We start from the raw sequence: 20993 nt of genomic DNA, 5'->3' as shown, positions 1-20993 counted from the left end.
GCCAAAATGGTTTCAGACGCTGGATTTGTTGGGGGAAAACGGTTGCCAAATCGGCCAAATCCGCTATAATCAAAGGTGTGAAAAAACGGTTCGACAAAAGGGAGGACATCTCCCTGTCGCCGGGCTGAAAGGAGTGCAATGGCATGAAGAAAAAGGGAATTCTCAACGCCCAGCTGGCGGGGTATATCGCCGGGCTGGCCCACAAGGAGTGCTTTATGATCACCGACGCAGGGATGCCCATCCCCAAGGGGGTACCGGTGGTGGACCTGGCGGTCTGCGGCGGGGTGCCCACCTTCCGCCAGGTGATGGACGCGATCATGGGCGAGGTGGCGGTGGAGCACTACACCGTGGCCAAGGAGATCGGCGAGCACAACCCGGTGATCTGGTCCTACATTCAGGAAAAGCTGCCGGGGACCAGCCACGAGATGATCGACCATGTGGACTTAAAGGAGATGTCAGGGCAGATCAAGTTTGCCGTGCGCACTGGGGAGTTCACCCCCTACCCCAACGTGATCTTGCAGGCGGCAGTGGTCTATTGAGAACACGCCTTTCCCCAGAGACGGGGTCAAACAGCAGTGGGCTGTTTGACCCTTTCTTTTTTGCACATTGGGTGCGAGGTGCACCCAAATGGGGCCAAGCGGTGTATTGAAGGGTGAAGAGCTTTTGGAGAGGAGGGAGCGATCTTGAAGGAGAGCAATCTCGTCGCCCGGCTGCGAGCGGGCGACGCCACGGCACTAAAGGCGGTGGTCTACCAGTATGGCGGCTATGTCTACACCGTCGTCAAGGCGGTGTTGGGCGGGCGGATGGCCGAGGAGGACATTGAGGAGGTGGCGGCCGACGCCTTTGCCAACCTCTGGCGGGTGGCCGAGCGGCTGGACGGCCGACCGGGAGGGCTAAAGGCCTATCTGGCCGCCACCGCCCGCAACCTGGCCAGGAACAAGTTGCGGCGCTTCACCCCCGGCCTCCCCCTGGAAGAGGGGGTAGAGGACCCTGAACTGGACCTCCCGGCCGCCCAGTTGGAGGCCAGGGAGCAGGCCCAACTGCTGCGGGAGGCCCTGAATGAACTGGGGGAACTGGACCGGGAAATTCTCGTTCGCCACTACTATTTCTACCAGCGGGTAAGCGAGATCGCCCGCCTGCTGGGACTCAACGAAAACACCGTCAAGAGCCGGCTGCTGCGGGGGCGCAAAGCCCTGCAAAAGAAGCTGGAGGAAAGGGGGATTGACCGCATTGAAGCTGTCTGATTGGATGGACCTCCTCCCGGCAGAGGAGATGGCGCGCTCGATTCGGCAGGAAGGGGAGCCGCCTCTGGACATCATCTGGGCCAAGGCCCGGCGGCGGGCCGAGCGGGCCAGAAAGGCGGAAAAACCGCCTGTCAAGCGCTGGAAGCGGACTCTGCTCATCGCCGCGGCCGTCTGCGTGGCGGCGGCGGGAACTGCCCTGGCGGCGGCGGTCTTTCGCTGGAACCAGCCCCTGGTGGAGCAGTACAACCCACCCGAGACCATCCGCGAGGGGCTGATCCACACCGGCAAGGACCTGAACTGCCGGGTGGAGCACGACGGGGTGGCCGTCACCTTCCAACAGGTGATTGGGGACGAAAACGAGATCAGGGTACTCTGCCAGGTTGAGAGCGTAGACGGCAGAGGGTGGCAGGGCGGCTTTCGCACCATTGAGTATTTTCTAGATGGAAAGGAGCCGGACTGGTGGGTCTGTGACGGCGGGGGCTGGCTAGAAGCCGGAGATGTGAGCCAGGGGAATACGCAAAAAGGGGCTGCTGTACAGAACTACATGTTTGTCGCATCCCCCAAAGAATCCATCGACGGACAAATCCTCACTGTCCGCCTTTCCGATTTTTTTTACAGCTCTTTTACAGACCTGTCTAGAGCTGGTATCGATGACAGAACGGCAACTCCCGAGGTGCCGGGCAGTTGGGAAGTCTCCTTTCGAGTGGATTACAGCTTACTTTTGAAAACCGAGCGCCATACCCCCAACCAAACCATCACTGCCGGCGGCGACTGGACATTCAGCGAGATCGCTCTCTCCCCTCTGACGGCGCGTATCGTACTGACACCCCAGTACAAGGGCGCTCGCTTCGATCTCAACGACGAGGGCTTATCATTTGACAACGGTGCAACTGCGGAGATCATTTTCTACCTGAAGGACGGCTCCACACGCATTTTAAACACTGGATGCAGCGGTGGAAAAAATCAGGAACTCATCTTCCAGGGGGAAAACTTTTGGGCTGTGGATACCAGCCAAATTCGCGCCATCGCCCTCGGAACAATGACCACCGCCAAAGGTCAAGTGGTTGTCGAACCCAAAGAAAACCCAGAGGACTACACCATCTACTACTATTTTGAATAGCCGTACACCGGCACCCCGAGAGACCCGGCGCAAAATTTGCGCCGGGTCTCTTCCTGTCTTTCCCACACCGGCAAAAGGCACAGAAAAAAGCGGGGATCCGGGGGCATATCGCCGGTTCTCGCGGGAGCGGTTGCTTTTCTCAACGCCGGCTTTTATAATGGATTTTGTATTGACATTTTAAAAAGAGGAGTGCCAAGATGTTAAAGAAATTCATCGGCTATTACAAGCCGCAAAAAAAGCTCTTTTTTGCGGACATGTTCTGCGCCCTGGTGGTGGCGGTCTGCGACCTCTTCTACCCCATGATCACCCGCAGCATCATCCAGGACTACGTGCCCAACAAAAACCTGCGGCTGATCATCGTCTGGGCCTCGGTGCTGCTGGGCATCTACCTGCTCAAGGCCGGGCTCAACTACTTCATCCAGTACTACGGCCACGTGATGGGGGTTCGCATTCAGGCCCACATGAGAAGGGATGTCTTCACCCACCTGCAAAAACTGCCCTTTTCTTACTTTGACGAGAACAAGACCGGCGTCATCATGTCCCGCATCCTCAACGATTTGATGGAGGTGACCGAGCTGGCCCACCACGGGCCGGAGGACCTGTTCATCTCCCTGATCATGCTGCTGGGCTCCTTCATCATCCTCTGCGGCATCAACGTCCCCCTGACCCTCATCGTCTTTGCCCTGCTGCCCGTCGGCGTCTTTCTGGTGGCCAAACTCCGCACCCGGATGAACCACGCCTTTCGCGTCACCCGGGAAAAGACCGGCGAGGTCAACGCCGAGCTGGAAAACAGCATCTCCGGCATCCGGGTGGCCAAGGCCTTCACCAACAAGGAGGGGGAGATTCGCAAATTTGAGCACCGCAACGGGGAGTTTGTGGAGGCCCGCTCCGACGCCTACAAGGTGATGGGCCAGTTCTCGGCCAGCACCAACTTCTTCACCGACGCCCTCAACTTCACCGTTTTGATCGCCGCGGCCTGTTTCCTCTTTGCCGGGGCCATCACCGTGGGGGACTTTGTGGCCTACCTGCTCTACGTGTCGATGTTTTTAAACCCCATCCGCCGGCTGCTGGCCTTTGTCGAGCAGTTTCAGGAGGGGATCACCGGCTTCAAGCGCTTTTGCGAGATCATGGATCAGCCTGAGGAGAAAGACGACCCCGGCGCCGTCCCCATGGGCGACAGTGAGGCCCGGGGAGACATCGCCTTTGAGGGGGTGCGCTTCTCCTACGACAACAACACCCAGATTCTGCGGGACATCGACCTGCACATCGGCAGCGGCAAAACCCTGGCCCTGGTGGGCCCCTCGGGCGGCGGCAAGACCACCCTCTGCCACCTGCTGCCCCGCTTTTACGAACTGGACGACGGCGCGATCCGGATCGGCGGGCGGGACATCCGCCAGTACACCCGCCACTCGCTGCGCGAACACATCGGCATTGTGCAGCAGGACATCTTCCTCTTCACCGGCACCATCCGCGACAACATCGCCTACGGCAAGTTGGGGGCCACCGATGAGGAGATCGTGGAGGCCGCCAAGCGGGCCAACCTGCACGACTTCATCCTCTCCCTGGACGATGGCTACGACACCTATGTGGGGGAGCGGGGGGTCCGCCTCTCGGGCGGGCAGAAACAGCGCATTTCCATCGCCCGGGTCTTTTTGAAAAACCCGCCCATCCTCATCCTGGACGAGGCCACCTCTGCCCTGGACAACGCCACCGAACACCTGATTCAGGAGTCGCTGGGCGAGCTGTCCCAAGGGCGGACCACCCTGGTGGTGGCCCACCGGCTCTCCACCATCAAAAGCGCCGACGAGATCGTGGTCCTCACCCCCGAGGGGATCGCCGAGCAGGGCGACCACCACCGGCTGTTGGAACAGGGCGGCATCTACGCCGAACTCTACAACTCCCAGTTCGCCGAATAGCACTGTCAAAAAAAATCCCGCCCTCCTGGTTGTCAGGGGGGCGGGATTTTTTTGGTGAAAGACGGCTCTACATCTCCCGAAAGCCCTTGCCGACGATGGTGGTGGCGTTGGAGATGAGCATAAAGGCGTGGGCGTCGGCGTTTTTGACATAGCTGCGCAGGGCGGCCGCCTGCATCCGGCTCATCACCGAGAGGATGACCCAGTGGGGCTTGTCGGTAAAGGCCCCTTTGGCCTGCCAGATAGTGGCCCCCCGGTGGAGGTTTTTGTTGATGAATTCACAGACCTCCTCCGGGTGGGTGGTGACGATGGTGAAGCTCTTTTTCATGTTGATGTTCTCAATCACCATGTCCACCAGGAAGGATTTCATCACAAGGCCCACGATGGAGTAGAGCCCGGTCTGAATGTCAAAGACAAAGAGGGCCGAGAGGGCGATGACCGCGTCGCTGAGAAGGAGGGCTTTGCCGATGTTTAGCCGGGTGAACTTGCGCAGGATCATAGCCAGAATGTCGGTGCCCCCCGAGCTGGCGTCGATGTTGAAGAGGATGGCCGATCCCACCGCCGGCAGGGCCGCGGCAAAGATGAGCTCAAGCATCTTCTGGTCCGTCAGGGGGCCGGCCAGGGGGAAGATGTACTCGAGCCCCTGGGTGAGTCCGGCAAAGAGCAGGCTGCAGTAGACGGTCTTGAAGCCAAACCCCCGGTCGAGAAAGACAAAGCCCAGTACCAGAAAGAGGAGATTGAAGATGGTGTTCCAGGCGCCGGGACTGAGGAAGGGGAACACCTGCCCCAGCACCACCGAGAGGCCGCTGACCCCGCCAAAGGAGAAGTGGTTGGGAAATTTAAAGAAATAGGTCCCCACCGAAACTAGGACGGTGCCAAAGGTCATCAACAAAAAATCGGTCGCTTTTTTCTTCATGAAAATTGCCCCCCGCTGCGGATCCGTCGCTGCCGCGACCCCGAATTTGCGGTATCAGTATACCACAATCAAATCCTTTTGCAACCGCCCTCTTCCCTGCCCCAAAGCCATTTGGGCCCTTTTTATTCCCCGGGGGAACGACGGCTGAAAGCCGATTTCCTGCATCCTGCACCGCCCTCCCCATTCTCTCTTTTTGCCAAAAAAATACACTCCATTTTGGGCAATTTGTTTTTTGGGACTGCATTTCTCCTCTCTAAAAATTTTTTTGTTTTTCGCCGTAAGGGCGCAAAAAACGGGCGGGACAGCCGCCTTTTTCGGCTGTCTCACCCGTTTGCAGCAGGGGGCGGCGACCCGCCGGCCCCACGCCCCACCTGCACGCCCGCTATTTCTGTACCAGGGGGGCGCTGGCGCTTCCCGCCTCGGCGGGGGTCACGTCGCCCCCGACGATGGTATTTTTATAGAGGAGGAGGTGGACATACTCAGCCGGGACCCCCTTCTCGGCCGTCTTTTGATAGCGGTAGCGCTTGAGGGTCTTGCCCGCGTATTTTTTCAGGTCAAACCCCGCCTGCTTTTGCAGTTCGTTGTAGGCGGTGTAGGTGTCGTCAAAGGTGGAGGGCACCTTTACCTCCACCACCTCCAGGGGCTCCGGTTCCACCTGCAATCCCACGCTCTCCAAAAACTGCAGCCGCTTTTCGGCGGTTTTGCCGTCCAGGGAATAGCCCACCTGCTGGGTGGCGGTCTCCCTGGCCTCCCCCAACTCCCTGCGGTCCGCGGCGTAGCGAAACGCCCCCGCTGTACAGAGCAGGGCCAGGGCAAAACAGCCCGCCCCCAGCGCCAGCTTTTTGGCCTTAACCATACAAACGAACATCGCTGTTCCCCGCCTTCCCCACTGTCTCATTTCTGTTATCAAGTGTATGCGCGCCACCCGGAGGGTATGCCGGGCAAGGGAAAGCGCAGAGAGGGCGGTGTGGGAGAAAAAAGGAGCGCGGAGGAGGAATTCTCTCTCCCGCGCTCGGCTCCTTCTTTCAATATGACAGGCCCTCATCGTCCAGCCCGTCGGGATCGGGGCCGACGGTGTAATCCTGATCGGGTTCAAAGTCGGCCCGGATGTCGACAATGGCCTGCAGCGCCTCCGGATCCAGGACCCGCAGGTTCTCGCCGTCCACTGCCAAAACCCCCTCTTCCCGCAGAGTCTTGACGATGCGGTTGGTGCTGCGCATGCTGGTGGCCAGCAGCCCTGCCAGGGTGGTCTTGTCGATCTTCACCCGGCCGTCGTGGGCCAGATTTTCCTGAATGAGGACGGCAGTGCGCACCCGCAGGGGGAGCAGGGCCGCCATCACCCCGAAGCGGGAGGCGTCGCTGCTGCGGCGGTTTTGCCAGCGGATGAGATAGATGCAAAAGGCGTGGTCTCTCTCCAACCAGTACCAGAAGTCGTCCTTCGAGAGGCGCAGGGTATCGCAGTCGGTCTCGGCCTGAACATTGTAAAAGATGGTGGGCAGTTCCTGCAGCACCTCGGACTCGCCGAAGATGGTGCGGTTTTTGTGCCCCAGGTAGTTGATGACCAGGTCGCCGCCCCCGGTGTAGTAAAACACCCGTATGCGCCCCTTGGCCAAAAGGTAGACCCAGCGGGCCGTCTCGCCCGCGCGAATGATGTACTCTCCCTGGGCGTAGTGGCAGCGCTCCATCCGATTTTTCACCGATTGGGGACAGGTGGCCAAAAGCCTCTCCAATTCTCTGCTGTCCAACGGGAACCCCCTCTCTCTGCCGGCCCTGCCGGCGCTGTGTATCAGCGTTTACAACAAGTATAGCAAAAACGGTTTTTCAAAAAAAGGGGGGAACCGGCCCTGGGAGAGGGTGATTTTTCACAAATTCGCCCCTGCCTTTTTGGAAGGGGACGCAAAAGGGCCGCCCCAGCGGCAGGCGGGGCGGCCCTTTTCTCGCAGGTCGCTCTAACTACTTGGTGTATTCCAACAGCTGGCAGAGGATGTCTACATACTTCTGCCGGTCGGCGGACAGGGCCACCTTGCAGTTGGGTTCCTTGGCCTCCATCCGGCCGTTTTTGATGTCGAACATGGTCACGCCGTAGGCGCTGCCGCGGCCACAGTCCACCTCGCAGGGGGCGTCCACCAGCTCGGTGATGACGGTGGGATCCACCAGGTAGGCCACACAGAGGGGGTCGTGGATGGGGGCTGCCGGCTCCTCGGCCACCTTCTGCCAGGTGCTGTACCCCTTGATGCGCTGCTCGCAGAGGGAGGCCACCACCTCGGCCGGCTTGGTGCCGATGGCGCGGATGCGGGCCACGTCCTCCATGTTCAGGTAGGCTTGGTGGGTGGCGTCCAGGGTGACGAAGGTGAAGGGAATGTTCGCATCGACCACCGCCTGGGCGGCCTCGGGGTCAAGCCAGACGTTGAACTCGGCCAGGGCCGACTTGTTGCCCACCCGGAAACCGCCACCCATGTAGACGATCTCCTTAATTTTGGGGATGATGCGGGGCTCGATGCGCACGGCGTGGGCGATGTTGGTCAGGGGGCCGAGGGGGATCAGGGTGATCTCTCCATCCTCAGCGGCCATCAGGGTGTCCACCAACCAGCTGACGGCGTTCTGGGGCTGGGCCTTGATGGTGGCGGGGGGGCACTGGTCGATGTAGGTGCCGTGGATGTTCTTGTAGAGGGCCTCTTCCGGCGCCTTGTACTGGGGGTAGTTCTTGCGCAGCCCCAGCATGCAGGAAGTCCAGGGCAGGGCGCAGCCCTGGAAGACCGGCACCTTGCCCCCCATCAGCTCGCTGATGCGCAGGCTGTTTTCGGTGGTGATGGGAACCGCCCGGTTGCCGTTGACGGTGGTGATGCCCAGCACCTCAAACGCGGGGTTGGCCATGGCCACCACCAGGGCGATGGCGTCGTCCGAGCCGGTGTCTACATCCATAATGACCTTTCTCTTTTCCACAGTTCATCTCTCCTTTTTTGTTTTGATTTCTATTCTTTCTGCGCGGCCAACAGATCCGCGCGGGAGTTCAGCGGGTGTGCTCCAACAGTTCTTCCAAAATTTGTGCAAAGCGGACGCGGTCGGCCCCCAGGGCCACCTTGCAGTTGGGCGCTTTGGCCCCCATCCGCCCATTTTTGATGTCGAAGATGGTCTGCCCATAAGCCGCGCCCCGGCCGCAGTCCACCTCGCAGTGGGCGGGGATCAGCTCGGTGATGACGGCGGGGTCCACCAGGTAGGCGATACAGAGGGGGTCGTGGATGGGGGCAGCCGGCTCCTCGGCCACCTTCTGCCAGGTGCTGTACCCGCGGATGCGCTGGCTCACCAGGTCGGCCGCCACCTGGGCGGGACGGGTGCCGATGCGCCGCAGCCGCTGGGCGTCCTCCTCGGTGAGGTAGGCCTGGTGGGTGGCGTCCAGGGGGATGAAGGTGAAGGGGATATTTTCGTCCAGCACCGCCTGCAGCGACTCGGGGTCGACCCAGACGTTGAACTCGGCGGCAGCCGTCTCGTTGCCGATTTTGTAGCCGCCGCCCATGTAGACGATCTCCTTAATCTTGGGGGCGATGCGGGGCTCGATGCGCAGGGCGTAAGCGATGTTGGTCATCGGCCCCAAGGGGATAAGGGTGATCTCCCCATCCTCGGCGGCCATCAGGGTCTGAATCAGCCAAACCACCGCCGGAGTCTCCTCCTCGTGGATGGTGGCGGGGGGACACTGCTCGATATAGGTGCGGTGAATGCCGGCATAGGCCGGGTCGGCTGGCTCGTACTGGGGGATGTAGGGGCGCAGCCCCATCATCACACTGACCCAGGGCAGGGCGCAGCCCCGGTAGACCGGCACCTTGCCTCCCATCAGTTCGCTGATGCGCAGGGTGTTCTCGGTGGTGATGGGAACCGCCCGGTTGCCGTTGACGGTGGTGATGCCCAACACCTCAAACGCGGGGTTGGCCATGGCGCAGATGAGGGCGATGGCGTCGTCGGACCCGGTGTCTACGTCGAGAATAACCTTCCTTTTGTCCACGGGAATCCCTCCTTCTCGTGTTGGCGTGGGGGTGTCTCTTGCCTCTTAGTATAGCGTGAAACCGGCCATTTACAAGGACATCCGTCCGGCCCGCCCGCAACCGGCGAAAGGAGGGGGACGGCCCCGATGGCGACTTCGGCTCTCCTGAATACAGCGCGCCCCCTTCCCCCGCAGCTGGCGACATCTGCCTGTTTTTGCAGATTGATTGCAATGTGAAGAGAGAGCAGCCCGGCACAGCTGGGCTGCTCTCTCTTAAAACGGTCTAAGCCGAGGCCATATACGCGGCTACTCTCCCTTTTGGAAGAACTTTTTGGCCTCTTCCACCACCTTCTCCTCCAGCTGGGGGGGAAGGGGCTCATAGCGGGCAAAGGCATAGGTAAAGCTGCCCCGGCCCTGGGTCATGGAGCGCATGACGGTGGAGAAGTCGGCCATCTGGGCCATGGGCACGTCGGCCACGATCTCCTGCAGGCCGTCCTCCGCCGGGTTCATGCCCAGTACCCGGCCGCGCCGCTTGTTGATCTCACCCATGATGTCGCCGGTATAACTCTCGGGCAGGTATGCCTTGAGGGTGCCGATGGGCTCCAGCAGGGAGGGCGCGCCCTGCTTCATCCCCTCTTTGTAGGCCAGGGAGGCGGCGGTCTTAAAGGCCAGCTCAGAGGAGTCCACCGGGTGGTAGGAACCGTCGAGAAGGGTGGCCTTGAGGCCCACCACCGGGTAGCCGGCGATGACGCCGTGGCGAACGGCCTCCTGCAACCCCTTTTCCACGGCGGGGAAGTAGTTTCTGGGCACTGCGCCGCCAAAGACGTTCTCCTCAAAGACCAGCTCTTCGCTGTCGCAGGGCTCAAACTCGACCCAGACGTGGCCGTACTGGCCGTGGCCGCCGGTCTGCTTTTTGTATTTGCCCTCTACCTTGACCTTTTTGTTGATCCGCTCGCGGTAGGCGACCATCGGCACCTCCAGCTTGGCATCCACCCCGTAGCGGGCCTTCAGGCGGGCAATCACCACGTCCAGGTGCTGTTCGCCCAGGCCGGTGAGCACCTGCTCCTTGGTCTCCCGGTTGGTGGCAAAGTGGAGGGTCGGATCCTCCTCGCAGAGGCGGAGGATGCCCTGGCCGATCTTCGACTCATCCCCCTTGTCGAGGGGGTGTACCGCCATTGAGAGGGTGGGTTCGGGGAAGGCGGGCCGGTCGAGTTTGTAGACCTTGCCCTCGGCGCAGAGGGTGTCGCCGGTGAGCACCCCTGAAAGCTTGGTCACCGCGCCGATGTCCCCGGCGGCAATGGCCTTGATCTCGCTCTGCTTTTTGCCGAAGAGGGACACCATCTTGCCCATCTTCTCCGCCTTCTGCTGGGTGGCGTTGTAGAGCTTTGTCTCGGGCAGCAGGGTGCCGCTGAACACCTTGACAAAGGAGAGCCGCCCAACAAAGGGGTCGTTGACCGTTTTAAAGACCAGAGCTGCCAGATCGCCGGCGGGGTCGCAGGGCAGTTCGGCCAGTTCCCCCGCCTCGGTCTCGGCCGCGGTGGGGGCCGCGTCGGCCGCGGTGGGGAGCAGTTCGGCCATCATCCCGAGGGTCAGGTCGATCCCCTCCATCATCAGGGCGCTACCGCAGACCACCGGGGTGATGCTGCCGGACTTAACTCCCTTTTTGATGCCGCGAATCAGCTCCTTTTCGGTGAACTCCTCGCCGGAGAAGAACTTCTCAAACAGCTCCTCGTCAGCCTCGGCCACCGCCTCGCTCATGGCCTCCCGCAGGCCGTCGATCCGGTGTTCCAGGTCGGGCATGGGCACCTTGGAGGGGACGCCCTTGTCGTCGTACTGGTAGGCCTGACCGGAGATCAGGTCGATGTAGCCGTTTTTCTCGCCGTCCTTGTAGGGGACCACCACCGGGCAGACCGATGGGCCGAAGTGGGTCTTGAGCTCCTCGAGCACCTTGTAGAAATCGGCGTGGGGGCGGTCCATCTTGGAGACAAAGAAGATGCTGGATTTCTGGTTTTTCACCGCCATCTTGTAGGCCTTCTCGGTGCCCACCGAGACACCGGATTTGCCGGACACGGCGATGAGGACGCTCTCACAGGCCATCAGCGCCTCGTACTGGCCCATCTCGTAGTCAAAGAGGCCCGGGGCGTCGATGAGGTTGAACTTGTACTCCTCCTCCCCCACGGCGCAGGAGAAGGGCAAAACCGATGAAAAGACCGAGGTCTTGCGGCTTTGCTCCTCGTCGGAATAGTCGCTTAAGGAGGTGCCGTCGTCCACCCGGCCCAGCCGGTCGCTGGCGCCGGCCTTCCACAGCAAAGCCTCCACCAGGGTGGTCTTGCCCGCATTGCCGTGGCCCAGTACAGCGACGTTTTTGATCTGCTCCGGTCGATAGTTTTTCATGGTTGTCTTCCCTCCAAGTCGTTGGCCGGGAGCCCCGGCCATGTTGTGAATGTTACTGAATCGCAGAGCGTATTCCAGTCATATTTTAGTATATACTACCACCCTTTGGGGAAAATAACTATTCATATCCTGTCACAAATATGGCGCGCCGGATTGTAGGATGTCACAAAATCCCCTGGGCGCGCCGGCGGTGGAGTGCCACGCCTTCCCGCCCCGACAGGAGTTTAGCAAAAAATAGGAGGAAAACACAGTGGAAAAAAACCCAAACAAGGCCATCATCGTCGGGGCCGGAATGGTGGGGGCCGCCGTGCTGGGCGCCCTGCTGGGCGACAACCTGCTCTCGGAGATCGTTCTCATCGACCAAAATCGGGACCGCGCCGCGGGCGAAGCCCTGGACGCCAGCCACACCACCGCCTTCGCCTACTCCGCCAGAGCCCAGGTCCGCGCGGGCGACTACGCCGACTGCGCCGACGCGGGCATCGTGGTGATGACCGCCGGGCCCAGCATCAAGCCCGGCGAGACCCCCGACCGGCTGAAACTGGCCGGGCAGAACACCCAGATCACCCGCCAGGTGATGGCCCAGATCACCCGCTACACCCGCGAGGCCATCCTCATTGCCGTCACCAACCCGGTAGACATCGTCACCTTCTGCGCCCAGGCCGAGTTTGACTACCCGCGGGAACGGGTGATCGGCACCGGCACCCTGCTGGACACCGCCCGCCTGCGGCAGATGATCGCCGCCAGCTGTCACGTGGACGGCAAGAACGTGCACGGCTATGTGCTGGGGGAACACGGCGGCGGGGCCTTTGTCCCCTGGGGGCTGGTGGATGTGGCCGGGGTACCGGTGGACAAGCTGCACACTGCCTTTGACCTCCCCGCCCCCCTCAACCGGGAAGAGCTGCTGGAAAAGACCAAGGCGGCCGGGTTTGAGATCATCACCCGCAAGGGCTACACCAGTGCCGGCATCGCCGCCAGTGTGGCCCGGGTGGTCAAGGGGATCCTGCTGGACGAGCGCTGCATCCTCCCCCTCTCCACCGTGCAAAACGGGGCCTGCGGCCTCTCGGGGGTGGCCTTGAGCCTGCCCAGCATCCTGGGCAAAAACGGGGTGGAGCAGGTCATCGAGGTGCCCTTGCAGCCGGAAGAACAGGACCAGCTGGAACGGTGCGCCGCCCATCTCAAGGCCACCCTCGGCCAGGTGGAGGCCTGATTGCCCCGCGGCAAGCCCCCCTTTTCAGCGGTCCCAAGCGGTGGTACAATAGCCCCAGAGACGCGCAGAGCAAAAGGGGGATGACAGATGGAGAGAGGGGCGGTCAAGGGGCGGTTTGCCCCCACCCCCAGCGGGCGGATGCACCTGGGCAACCTGCTGTGCGCCCTGCTGGCCTGGCTTTCGGCCAGGGCCGAGGGGGGACGGGTGGTGCTGCGCATCGAAGACCTGGACGCCATGCGCAGCCCCCGGGCATACGCCGACTTGCTGGAGGACGACCTGCGCTGGCTGGGCCTTTCCTGGGATGAGGGAGGGTCCTCCGGAGGCTCGGACGGGCCCTACTATCAGAGCGAGCGCACCGCCCTCTACCGGGCGGCCCTGGCCAGGTTGGAGGAGCAGGGGCTTGTCTACCCCTGCTTTTGCAGCCGCGCCCAGCTCCATGCGGCCCAGGCGCCCCACCTCTCGGACGGGCGGGTCCTCTATTCCGGCGCCTGCCGGGATTTGAGCGCCCAAGAGGTCGCCCAGCGGCGGCGGGAGCGCCCCCCTGCCCTGCGGCTGCGGGTGTCGGACGAGACGGTTTCCTTTGTCGATAAACACCTGGGCCCCTACTCGGAAAATCTGCAGCGGGAGTGCGGCGACTTTCTGGTCTGCCGTTCCGACGGGGTGTTTGCCTACCAGCTGGCGGTGGTGGTGGACGACGCGGCCATGGGGGTGACCCAGGTGGTGCGGGGGGCGGACCTGCTCTCCTCCACCCCGCGGCAGCTCTACCTCTACCGGCTGTTGGGGTTGCCCGCGCCCACCTTCGCCCACATTCCCCTGCTCACCGCGCCGGACGGGCGGCGGCTCTCCAAGCGGGACGGAGACCTGGACCTGGGGGCCATCCGCCGACGGCTGCCGGGCCCCGAACCGCTGTTGGGGCTGTTGGGATGGCTCTGCGGGCTGCTGGAACGGCCGGAGCCGGTGCGGGCGCAGGAACTCATCCCCCTCTTTTCCTGGGCGAAGATCCCCAGAGGGGACCTGCCGCTGCCCGCGTCGCTGTGGACGCTCTTGGGGCAAAGAAATGTATGATAAAAAGAGAGGCCGTTTGGCCTCTCTTTTTATCCGCTTATCTGCGGTCAATTTTACAAATCGATCCGCCTAGTCGCCAAAATCGAACTGGATGCCAAAGGCCTTACAGACCTCCTCAAAAGCGGGACGAGTGGTGTTATCTGCGTCGTAGCCGTTGACTTCCACCTCAATGCTCAAAAAGGTGTTTGCGTCCACCTGGTCCACCTTGTGGATGACAAAGCCCGGGTACTTCTCCCCGTCGTAGCCGATGTAGTTGAAGTTGACCTGCTGCAGGGCCCAACCGTCGCCGGTGAGCAGCTCTTCGGCGGCGACATCACTGTAAAAATCCAGCGAGCCTTTGACCGCCAGAGTTCCCTCTACATCCGTGCGCACCTGCTCTTTGGGGGTGTCTGCCCCCGCGCCGCTGCTGGTGAACAGGAAGGTGGTGAGTTCGATGCCGGAGGCAGTGGTGGAGGCGTAGTCGCCGTTGAGGTAGATGTCCTCATCCTCGAGGCAGTAGACGCCCAGAGACTTGCCCTCGGTCTGCAGGGTGATTTGCGAGAGATAGGTAAATCCCTCCGCCGGTTTGGGGGCGCCGCTCTCCGAACCGGAGGGCTGGCTGCCGCTGCTCCCGGAAGAGGAGCTCCCGCCGGGGTCGGTCTGGCCGTCAAAGCTCCACTCGTAGTCGGACAGGGGGCCGTATCTGCGGATGCTGTTGACCAGGTCCTTGTCCCCCACCGCGCGGTCGGGAGCGCCCATCCAGACGTCGATGATGAGTTCGCCCTCCTCATCGCTGTGGAAGATGATGGTGCGCTCGACGCTGCCGTCCAAACGGTACTTGTAGGTGCTGGTGGAGCTGCCGTTCACGCTGCCGCTGCGGTGGCTCTCCCGGCTGACGGTATAGCCGTCGTCCCTCTCGTCCCCCTTGGCTTCGTCGACATACTCCTCCTCGTCGATGGATCGGCGGTCGCCGTAGCGGACAACGACCAGGTTGCCCTCCTCATAGGTCTCCTCCTCGTCCAGCCCCTTTTCGTAAAACAGCAGCTCGTAGTAGTCCCCGCTCTTGCCGGCGTCCAGGTACTCCCAGTAGCTCTCGTCGTACTGGGCCTTGATGCAGCCGTTGTCGAAGTTGTACTGGTACTCCTTGTCCCTGCCGCAGCCGGTCAGCAAGGTACCCAGTAGCAGACAGAGGGCCAGCAGTGCGCCGGCCCAGCGATTTTTCTTCACAGTGCTCCTCCTCTTTGTCGAGACGATTTTTTAAAAGTACCTCTATTATACTGCAAAGGAAGGGAAATAGAAAGAGGATTGCCGCTTTCTGCCCTGTGGCCTCCGCAGGCGCAAAGGACCGGCCGAAAACCATTTCCCATTCGACAAATTTAGCCACCCGCCTTGTCTCGTCTCTAAACTCTTGTTATACTCAAAGAAAGCTGAGTTGCTCTCTGAATGAAAACCTAAACCTTTTCTTGCAGGGGGAAATACAGAAAACTGAGGTGCTAAAATCGCCAGCACCCATCGTTTTTTACAGAATGGATTGGTTTACTTAAACCGTCGGGGGATTGTATGGAAACATTTCGCGCATTGCAGTTGACCCAGTTGCAAATTCTAAAGGAGCTGGATCACATCTGCAAAAAGAACAGCATCACTTACTATCTGGCCTGGGGGTCATTGTTGGGGGCTGTGCGCCACCAAGGGTTCATCCCCTGGGACGATGACATAGACGTCTGCATGAGCATTGAGGACATGTTCCGCTTTGAAAAGGCCTGCAAGCGGGATTTGGGAGAGGAATTTTACTATCTCAGCCGCACCCAAAACAAATACAACTACATCTTCTGGCATCGCATTGGGTTAAAGGGAACAACCTGCAACGAGCGAGAGTTTCTCGATTTGCCCGCAGACAACGGTATCTGCATCGATATTTTTCCCTTGTTTTCTCTGCCCGACGACCAGACACAGTGGCCCGCCTACAACCAACTGATGAAGCGCTACCAACTGCTCAGCGAGAAATACCTTCACGTACATACCATCAAGAGGGAGTCTAGCCTGGTGGGAAAATGCAAAAAGATGGTTCACGCCCTCCTGCCTGATTGGACAAACCGCTACTACTCACAGAAAATACTCTCAAAACTAATTGCGCGCCAGGGGAAATCAAAGGCATACTTTGCCGATTACAGCGATGGGCAACCGCCCACTGTTCTTTCCGGAGAAATTTTTCGAGAGACAGTGCAACTACCTTTTGAGGGGATGTCCTTTCCTGCCCCTATCGGGTACGACGAATACCTCAAGGCAGTTTATGGGGAGTACATGAGCCCTCCCCCCCTTACCGATCGGGCAAACCACTGCGAGCGGGCGAATGTCGTGCTTGACTTTCACAAACCGTATCGAGAATTCTGGGCCAAATAGCAAAATCAAGCAGATGCTTACTCTAAATGAGCAAGCTCTGCTTTTTTGTTTATACCCTCTTTATCACTGCAATTGCATTGACTTTGCCAGCCCCGGCTGGTACTATTTTTTAATAGAAGTTTGTCGAACGCACGAGAAGAGGAGGATGGGTAGAGATGGAGGCAACACAGAACGGGGACAACCTGTTTGAGGACCAGAACATCGTCTTGGTGGACACCCAGAACCTGCTGCGGGCAGCCAAGGAGCTGAAACAGTCCAAAGAGGACTTTCAGTCCCTGCTCGAGCAGGCAGAACTGGGCGACACCTCGGTCCAATACGACCTGGGGGAGCACTACGCCAGCGGCGACGGGGTGGAGGCCGACTTTGAAAAGGCGGTTTACTGGTTCAGCCAGGCCGCCGAGGTGGGGGACCTGCGGGCCATTGAGGCCCTGGCCCGCTGCTACTTCGAGGGCCGCGGCGTGGAGAAGGACGAGAAAAAAGGGCTGGAACTCCTCACCCAGGCCGCCGAACAGGACAGCTGTTCGGCCCAGTGCGAGTTGGGGCTCTGCTACGAAAACGCCGACGGCACCGAGCGCGACCCCAAAGCCGCGGCCGAGTGGTATCGACAGGCCGCCGAGCAGGACTACGCCCCTGCCCAGTGCAACCTGGCTGTCTGCTACTTCAACGGCATCGGGGTGGAGAAGGACGACGCCCTGGGGATGGAATGGCTGGAGAAATCGGTCTCCCAAAACCACCCCCGCGCCCAGACCATCCTGGGCAGTTTTTTTGAAAACGGGGCCCATGTGGAAAAGGACGAGGAACAGGCCGTGCGCCTCTACCAGATGGCGGCCGACCAGGACTACGCCCCCGCCCAGTGCAATCTGGCCGTCTGCTACTTCAACGGCATCGGGGGGGAAAAGGACGACACCCTGGGGATGGAGTGGCTGGAGCGGGCCGTGGCCCAGGAAAACCCCCGCGCCCAGAGTATCCTGGGCGGCTTTTACGAGGCCGGCGGGCAGGTGGAAAAGGACGAGGAGCAGGCCGTGCGCCTCTACCAGATGGCGGCCAACCAGGACTACGCCCCCGCCATCTGCGACCTGGGGCTCTGCTACGAGTTCGGCACCGGGGTGGAGATGGACAAAGTCCACGCCGCCCAGCTCTACCGGCGGGCCGCAGACCAGGACTACGCCCCTGCCCAGTGCAACCTGGCTGTCTGCTACCTCAACGAGATCGGGGTGGAAAAGGACGAGGCCGCCGCAGTGCATTGGCTGCAAAAGGCCGCTGATCAGGACTTCCCCCGGGCGCTAAACATCTTGGGGGACTGCCACTTCCACGGCATTGGGATGGAAGAGGACAAGGTCCAGGCGGTGGCGTGCTACCGACAGGCCGCCCAGCAGGGACACCCCCCCGCCCACCACAACCTGGGGCTCTGCCTGGAGCTGGGCCTGGGGACGGAGAAGGACGCCGAAGCCGCCGTGGCCGAATACCTAAAGGCTGCTAAACAGGGGTACGCCCCTGCCCAGTGCAACCTGGCCTTCTGCTACCTGGTGGGGGTGGGCTGCGAGGCAGATCCCCAGTCCGCTATTCCCTGGCTGGAAAAGGCCGCCGAGCAGGAGCACCCCCGCGCCCTGGGGCTTCTGGGAAGCTGCTATCGGGACGGAAACGGCGTCGAACAGGACTTGGTGCGGGCCGCCGGCTACTTTGAAAAGGCCAGCGCGCTGGAATATCCTCCCTCCCTCTGCGACCTGGGGCTCTGCTACGAGATGGGCGAAGGGGTCGAGCAGGACCAGGCCCGGGCCGTCGAGCTCTACACCCAGGCGGGCGAGCTGGGGCACGCCCCCGCCCAGTGCAACCTGGGCTACTGCTATCTGCGGGGCATCGGCTGCGAAGCGGACGCCGCCAAGGCCGTTCCCTGGTTGCAAAAGGCCGCCGAGCAGGAGTACCCCCGCGCCCTCGATTTGCTGGGGGACTGCTACCTCTACGGCGACGGGGTGGAAAAAGACCCGGTGCAGGGGGTGGCCTGCTACCGCAAGGCCGCCGATTTGGGCTACCTGACCGCCCTGTGCGACCTGGGGCTGTGCTATGAAAACGGCGACGGAGTGGAGATGGACAAGGCCCAGGCGCTCTCCTACTACCTGCAGGCCGCCGAGCGGGGCTATGTGCCCGCCCAGTGCAATCTGGGCTACTGCTATCTGGAGGGCATCGGCTGCGAGGCGGATGCCCAGAAGGCCGTCGAGTGGTTGGAGAAGGCGGCCCAGGACGGCTATCCCCGGGCCATCGCCCTGTTGGCCGGCTGCTACCGCGACGGCAGAGGGGTGGCACAGGACGCCGCCCAAGCGGCGCGCCACTATGCCCAGGCCGTGGAGATGAACTACGCCCCCGCCCTCTGCGATCTGGGGCTGTGCTATGAGATGGGGGACGGAGTTGAGGAGGACAAGGCCAAGGCGGTGGAATACTACACCCGCTCGGCCGAGCTCGGCAACGCCGCCGCCCAGTGCAACCTGGGCTACTGCTACCTGCGGGGCATCGGCTGCGAGGTGGACGCCGCCCAGGCCATTCCCTGGCTGGAGCGGGCCGCCGAGCAGGGCCACCCCCGCGCCCTCGACCTGTTGGGGGACTGCTACCTCTACGGCGACGGGGTGGAGAAGGACGAGAAGCGGGGCGCCGACTACTACCGCCAGGCGGCGGAGCAAAACTACTCGGTGGCCCTGTGCGACCTGGGGCTGTGCTACGAAAACGGCACCGGGGTGGAGATGGACAAGGCCCGGGCCCTACAACTCTACTTGCAGAGCGGGGAGCTGGGCAACCTGGCCGCCCAGACCAATGCTGGCTTTTGCTACCTGCGAGGCATCGGCTGCGAGGTGGATGCCGTCCAGGCCATCGCCTGGCTGGAGCGGGCGGCTGAACACGGCTACCCCCGCGCCCTCGACCTGCTGGGGGACTGCTACCTCAACGGGGACGGCGTCGCCGTGGACAAGAGCAGGGCGGTAGAACTCTACCGCCAGGCTGCCGATCAGGGGTACCCCACCGCCGTCTGCGACCTGGGGCTCTGCTATGAAAACGGGCGGGGCGTCCAGATGGACAAGGCCAAAGCGGCGGAGTACTACCGCCAGGCCGCCGACCTGGGAAGCGTGGCTGCCCAGTGCAACCTGGGCTACTGCTATCTGCGGGGCATCGGGGTGGCCAGGGATCCCGCCCAGGCCATCCCCTGGCTGCAAAAGGCCGCCGACAACGGCAGTTCCCGCGCCATCGACTTGCTGGGAGACTGCTACCGCGACGGGCTGGGGGTCGAGCGCGACCCTGCGCAGGCGGTGGCCTGCTACACCCGCTCAATGGAGATGGGCTTCTCCCCCGCAGTGACCGACCTGGCCCGCTGCTACACCCAGGGCATTGGGGTGCCGGTGGACCGGCAGAAGGCCGCCGAACTCTACACCCGGGCGGCGGAGGACGGCGACGAGGAGGCCATGCTCTGGCTGGGGCTGTGGTATCGGGACGAGGTGTCTTCGCCGGACAGCCAACAGTGGGCCCAGTACTGGTTGCAAAAGGCCGCCGACAGCGGCAGCCGCCGGGCGGCGGAAGAACTGAAGAAGGGAGCCGGCGGCTCCTTGGCCAAGAAATTGGGCGGATTTTTCCGGCGCAAGGGGAAAAACTGAACAAGTCAACTCCTAAAAAGGAGGGAGCTAACATTTAGCTCCCTCCTTTTTGTGCACTACAGATTCCGCACATCCAACAGTCTGCCAATTGCCTAGTCTGTAGGGCGCAAAGCTTTTTTAGCCTGCTTCCTTGGCGCTATTCGCATATTCCCCGACGGCCTTCCCACCTTCCAGCAAGTCTGCCTTCTCTATTTTCGCTTCATCTGTAAGAGGCCTTATTGCTCGCTCTTCCAAGACCCCATCTTCTCCCCAGGTATATTCGTGCACAGGATATGGCTCCATCCCATCTTCGCCGAACCTATATACTTGGGCCTGCTATGATCTGACGAGTGGACTTGACGCTTAAACATTGGATTCCCTGCCCCTCCTTGCCGCTCCGCCGGGTGGTGCCGGTCGCCCGCTCAATGTGGAGACGGTATACGGGTAAACCATTTGTTTTCTCACGGTTCTGCTAGGGCGTTCAGGGCATTGACGCAGACTGTCCCGATGGCGTTTTCCTCGTCGTTCTCAATTCCGTGGGCCTGGAAATAGTCCCCCAGCGCGTCCACGATTTCCAATAGGTCGTCGTCGGTGTACTCTCGCCCCTCCTCAATGGGCCCCCAGCACCGGCCAACCATTTTCCTTTCCTCACAGTCTAACACACTATACAGCTTCATTCCTGGCTCTCCTTTTTGTGGCTCGTTTTCCACGCGATAATAAGAGGCCCGGTTTCCGGCTTAATCGTCACCGTGACCGTCTTCCCAATCAATTGGCGGCTTTTTCTCCCGAACTCATTCATCCTGACTGTACATGCCTTGAGCGGGCTTGTCAAGACGTCTACAATCTCATCAGCCGAAACGCCTCGCACGGTTGACTGCGCAGCCAGATGGTCGGTGACGATTATCTTTTCGCCGGCGGCGGCCGCGGCAATCGAAAACCCCGTCTAAAAGTCGTCAGAATATCGTCAAGTTCAAGCGTGAACTAATCAAACAACAAATGTCAATTATACACAAAAAGGAAAAGCCCCGGAAACCGCTAAACAATGCGATTTCTGGGGCTTCTCTTTTGGTGCGGATGAAGGGACTTGAACCCATACAGTATTGCTACCACTAGAACCTGAATCTAGCGCGTCTGCCAATTCCGCCACATCCGCGAGTACGTTTGTTAT

16 protein-coding genes and 1 tRNA gene are annotated in these 20993 nt (G+C 61.2%); 8 read left to right on the top strand and 9 right to left on the bottom strand.

From position 1 onward, the window contains the following. Positions 1 to 143 precede the first annotated feature (143 nt). The 4 genes from rbsD (at position 144) to HJY11_RS08795 (ending at position 4280) form a co-directional block, all read left to right on the top strand. Positions 144 to 539 (top strand): D-ribose pyranase, encoded by a 396-nt coding sequence (gene rbsD / locus HJY11_RS08810; protein ID WP_208075598.1) that lies wholly within the window; start codon positions 144 to 146, stop codon positions 537 to 539. 144 nt (positions 540 to 683) lie between these two features. Further along, positions 684 to 1244 (top strand): RNA polymerase sigma factor, encoded by a 561-nt coding sequence (locus HJY11_RS08805; RefSeq protein ID WP_208075597.1) that lies wholly within the window; start codon positions 684 to 686, stop codon positions 1242 to 1244. Continuing rightward, the gene (locus HJY11_RS08800) at positions 1231 to 2364 is read left to right on the top strand and encodes a DUF4179 domain-containing protein (RefSeq protein ID WP_208075596.1); all 1134 of its coding nucleotides are present in this window, start codon (positions 1231 to 1233) and stop codon (positions 2362 to 2364) included. Before HJY11_RS08805 ends, HJY11_RS08800 begins: the two co-directional genes overlap by 14 nt. 197 nt (positions 2365 to 2561) lie before the next feature. After that, on the top strand, positions 2562 to 4280 hold the full coding sequence (locus HJY11_RS08795; RefSeq protein ID WP_208075595.1) for an ABC transporter ATP-binding protein: 1719 nt from the start codon (positions 2562 to 2564) through the stop codon (positions 4278 to 4280). Between the two features lie 67 nt (positions 4281 to 4347). Here HJY11_RS08795 and HJY11_RS08790 read toward each other — a convergent pair whose 3' ends face one another. The 6 genes from HJY11_RS08790 to HJY11_RS08765 form a co-directional block, all read right to left on the bottom strand. Next, complete coding sequence (locus tag HJY11_RS08790; protein ID WP_208075594.1) at positions 4348 to 5193, bottom strand: YitT family protein; 846 nt, start codon at positions 5191 to 5193, stop codon at positions 4348 to 4350. A gap of 382 nt (positions 5194 to 5575) precedes the next feature. After that, the gene (locus HJY11_RS08785) at positions 5576 to 6061 is read right to left on the bottom strand and encodes a DUF4830 domain-containing protein (protein ID WP_208075593.1); all 486 of its coding nucleotides are present in this window, start codon (positions 6059 to 6061) and stop codon (positions 5576 to 5578) included. Positions 6062 to 6218: 157 nt separating this feature from the next. Further along, on the bottom strand, positions 6219 to 6938 hold the full coding sequence (locus HJY11_RS08780; RefSeq protein WP_208075592.1) for a Crp/Fnr family transcriptional regulator: 720 nt from the start codon (positions 6936 to 6938) through the stop codon (positions 6219 to 6221). A 208-nt stretch (positions 6939 to 7146) separates the two neighbouring features. Next, positions 7147 to 8136 carry a nucleoside hydrolase gene (locus HJY11_RS08775; RefSeq protein WP_208075591.1) on the bottom strand — a complete coding sequence of 330 codons (990 nt, stop codon included), beginning with the start codon at positions 8134 to 8136 and terminating at the stop codon, positions 7147 to 7149. Between the two features lie 67 nt (positions 8137 to 8203). Next, complete coding sequence (locus HJY11_RS08770) at positions 8204 to 9190, bottom strand: nucleoside hydrolase (RefSeq protein ID WP_208075590.1); 987 nt, start codon at positions 9188 to 9190, stop codon at positions 8204 to 8206. Positions 9191 to 9475: 285 nt separating this feature from the next. Beyond that, complete coding sequence (locus tag HJY11_RS08765) at positions 9476 to 11563, bottom strand: elongation factor G (RefSeq protein ID WP_208075589.1); 2088 nt, start codon at positions 11561 to 11563, stop codon at positions 9476 to 9478. A gap of 250 nt (positions 11564 to 11813) precedes the next feature. On the opposite strand from HJY11_RS08765, the gene HJY11_RS08760 reads away from it, so the two are divergent. Both HJY11_RS08760 and gluQRS read left to right on the top strand, forming a co-directional pair. Continuing rightward, a complete protein-coding gene (locus HJY11_RS08760) occupies positions 11814 to 12770 on the top strand; it encodes an L-lactate dehydrogenase (RefSeq protein ID WP_208075588.1) in 957 nt (318 codons plus the stop codon). Between the two features lie 87 nt (positions 12771 to 12857). Next, positions 12858 to 13835 (top strand): tRNA glutamyl-Q(34) synthetase GluQRS, encoded by a 978-nt coding sequence (gluQRS, locus tag HJY11_RS08755; protein WP_208075587.1) that lies wholly within the window; start codon positions 12858 to 12860, stop codon positions 13833 to 13835. Between the two features lie 69 nt (positions 13836 to 13904). On the opposite strand, the gene HJY11_RS08750 is transcribed toward gluQRS, so the two are convergent. Beyond that, positions 13905 to 15041: a hypothetical protein gene (locus HJY11_RS08750; RefSeq protein WP_208075586.1), complete on the bottom strand. Its 1137-nt coding sequence runs from the start codon at positions 15039 to 15041 to the stop codon at positions 13905 to 13907. A 333-nt stretch (positions 15042 to 15374) separates the two neighbouring features. Between HJY11_RS08750 and HJY11_RS08745 the strand changes: the two genes are divergently transcribed. Continuing rightward, the gene (locus HJY11_RS08745; RefSeq protein WP_208075585.1) at positions 15375 to 16214 is read left to right on the top strand and encodes a LicD family protein; all 840 of its coding nucleotides are present in this window, start codon (positions 15375 to 15377) and stop codon (positions 16212 to 16214) included. Positions 16215 to 16369: 155 nt separating this feature from the next. Next, positions 16370 to 19846 carry a tetratricopeptide repeat protein gene (locus HJY11_RS08740; protein ID WP_208075584.1) on the top strand — a complete coding sequence of 1159 codons (3477 nt, stop codon included), beginning with the start codon at positions 16370 to 16372 and terminating at the stop codon, positions 19844 to 19846. A 440-nt stretch (positions 19847 to 20286) separates the two neighbouring features. Here HJY11_RS08740 and HJY11_RS08735 read toward each other — a convergent pair whose 3' ends face one another. Then, entirely contained in the window at positions 20287 to 20463 is a 177-nt protein-coding gene (locus HJY11_RS08735) for a hypothetical protein (RefSeq protein WP_208075583.1), read from the bottom strand. Positions 20464 to 20891: 428 nt separating this feature from the next. Beyond that, positions 20892 to 20978: transfer RNA gene (locus HJY11_RS08730), tRNA-Leu, on the bottom strand. Between the last annotated feature and the right edge of the window lie 15 nt (positions 20979 to 20993).

Origin of the sequence: Bittarella massiliensis (ex Durand et al. 2017) (assembly GCF_017566145.1) — a bacterium.
Taxonomy (GTDB): domain Bacteria; phylum Bacillota; class Clostridia; order Oscillospirales; family Ruminococcaceae; genus Bittarella; species Bittarella massiliensis_A.
This window is presented reverse-complemented; position numbering and strand designations above follow the sequence as displayed.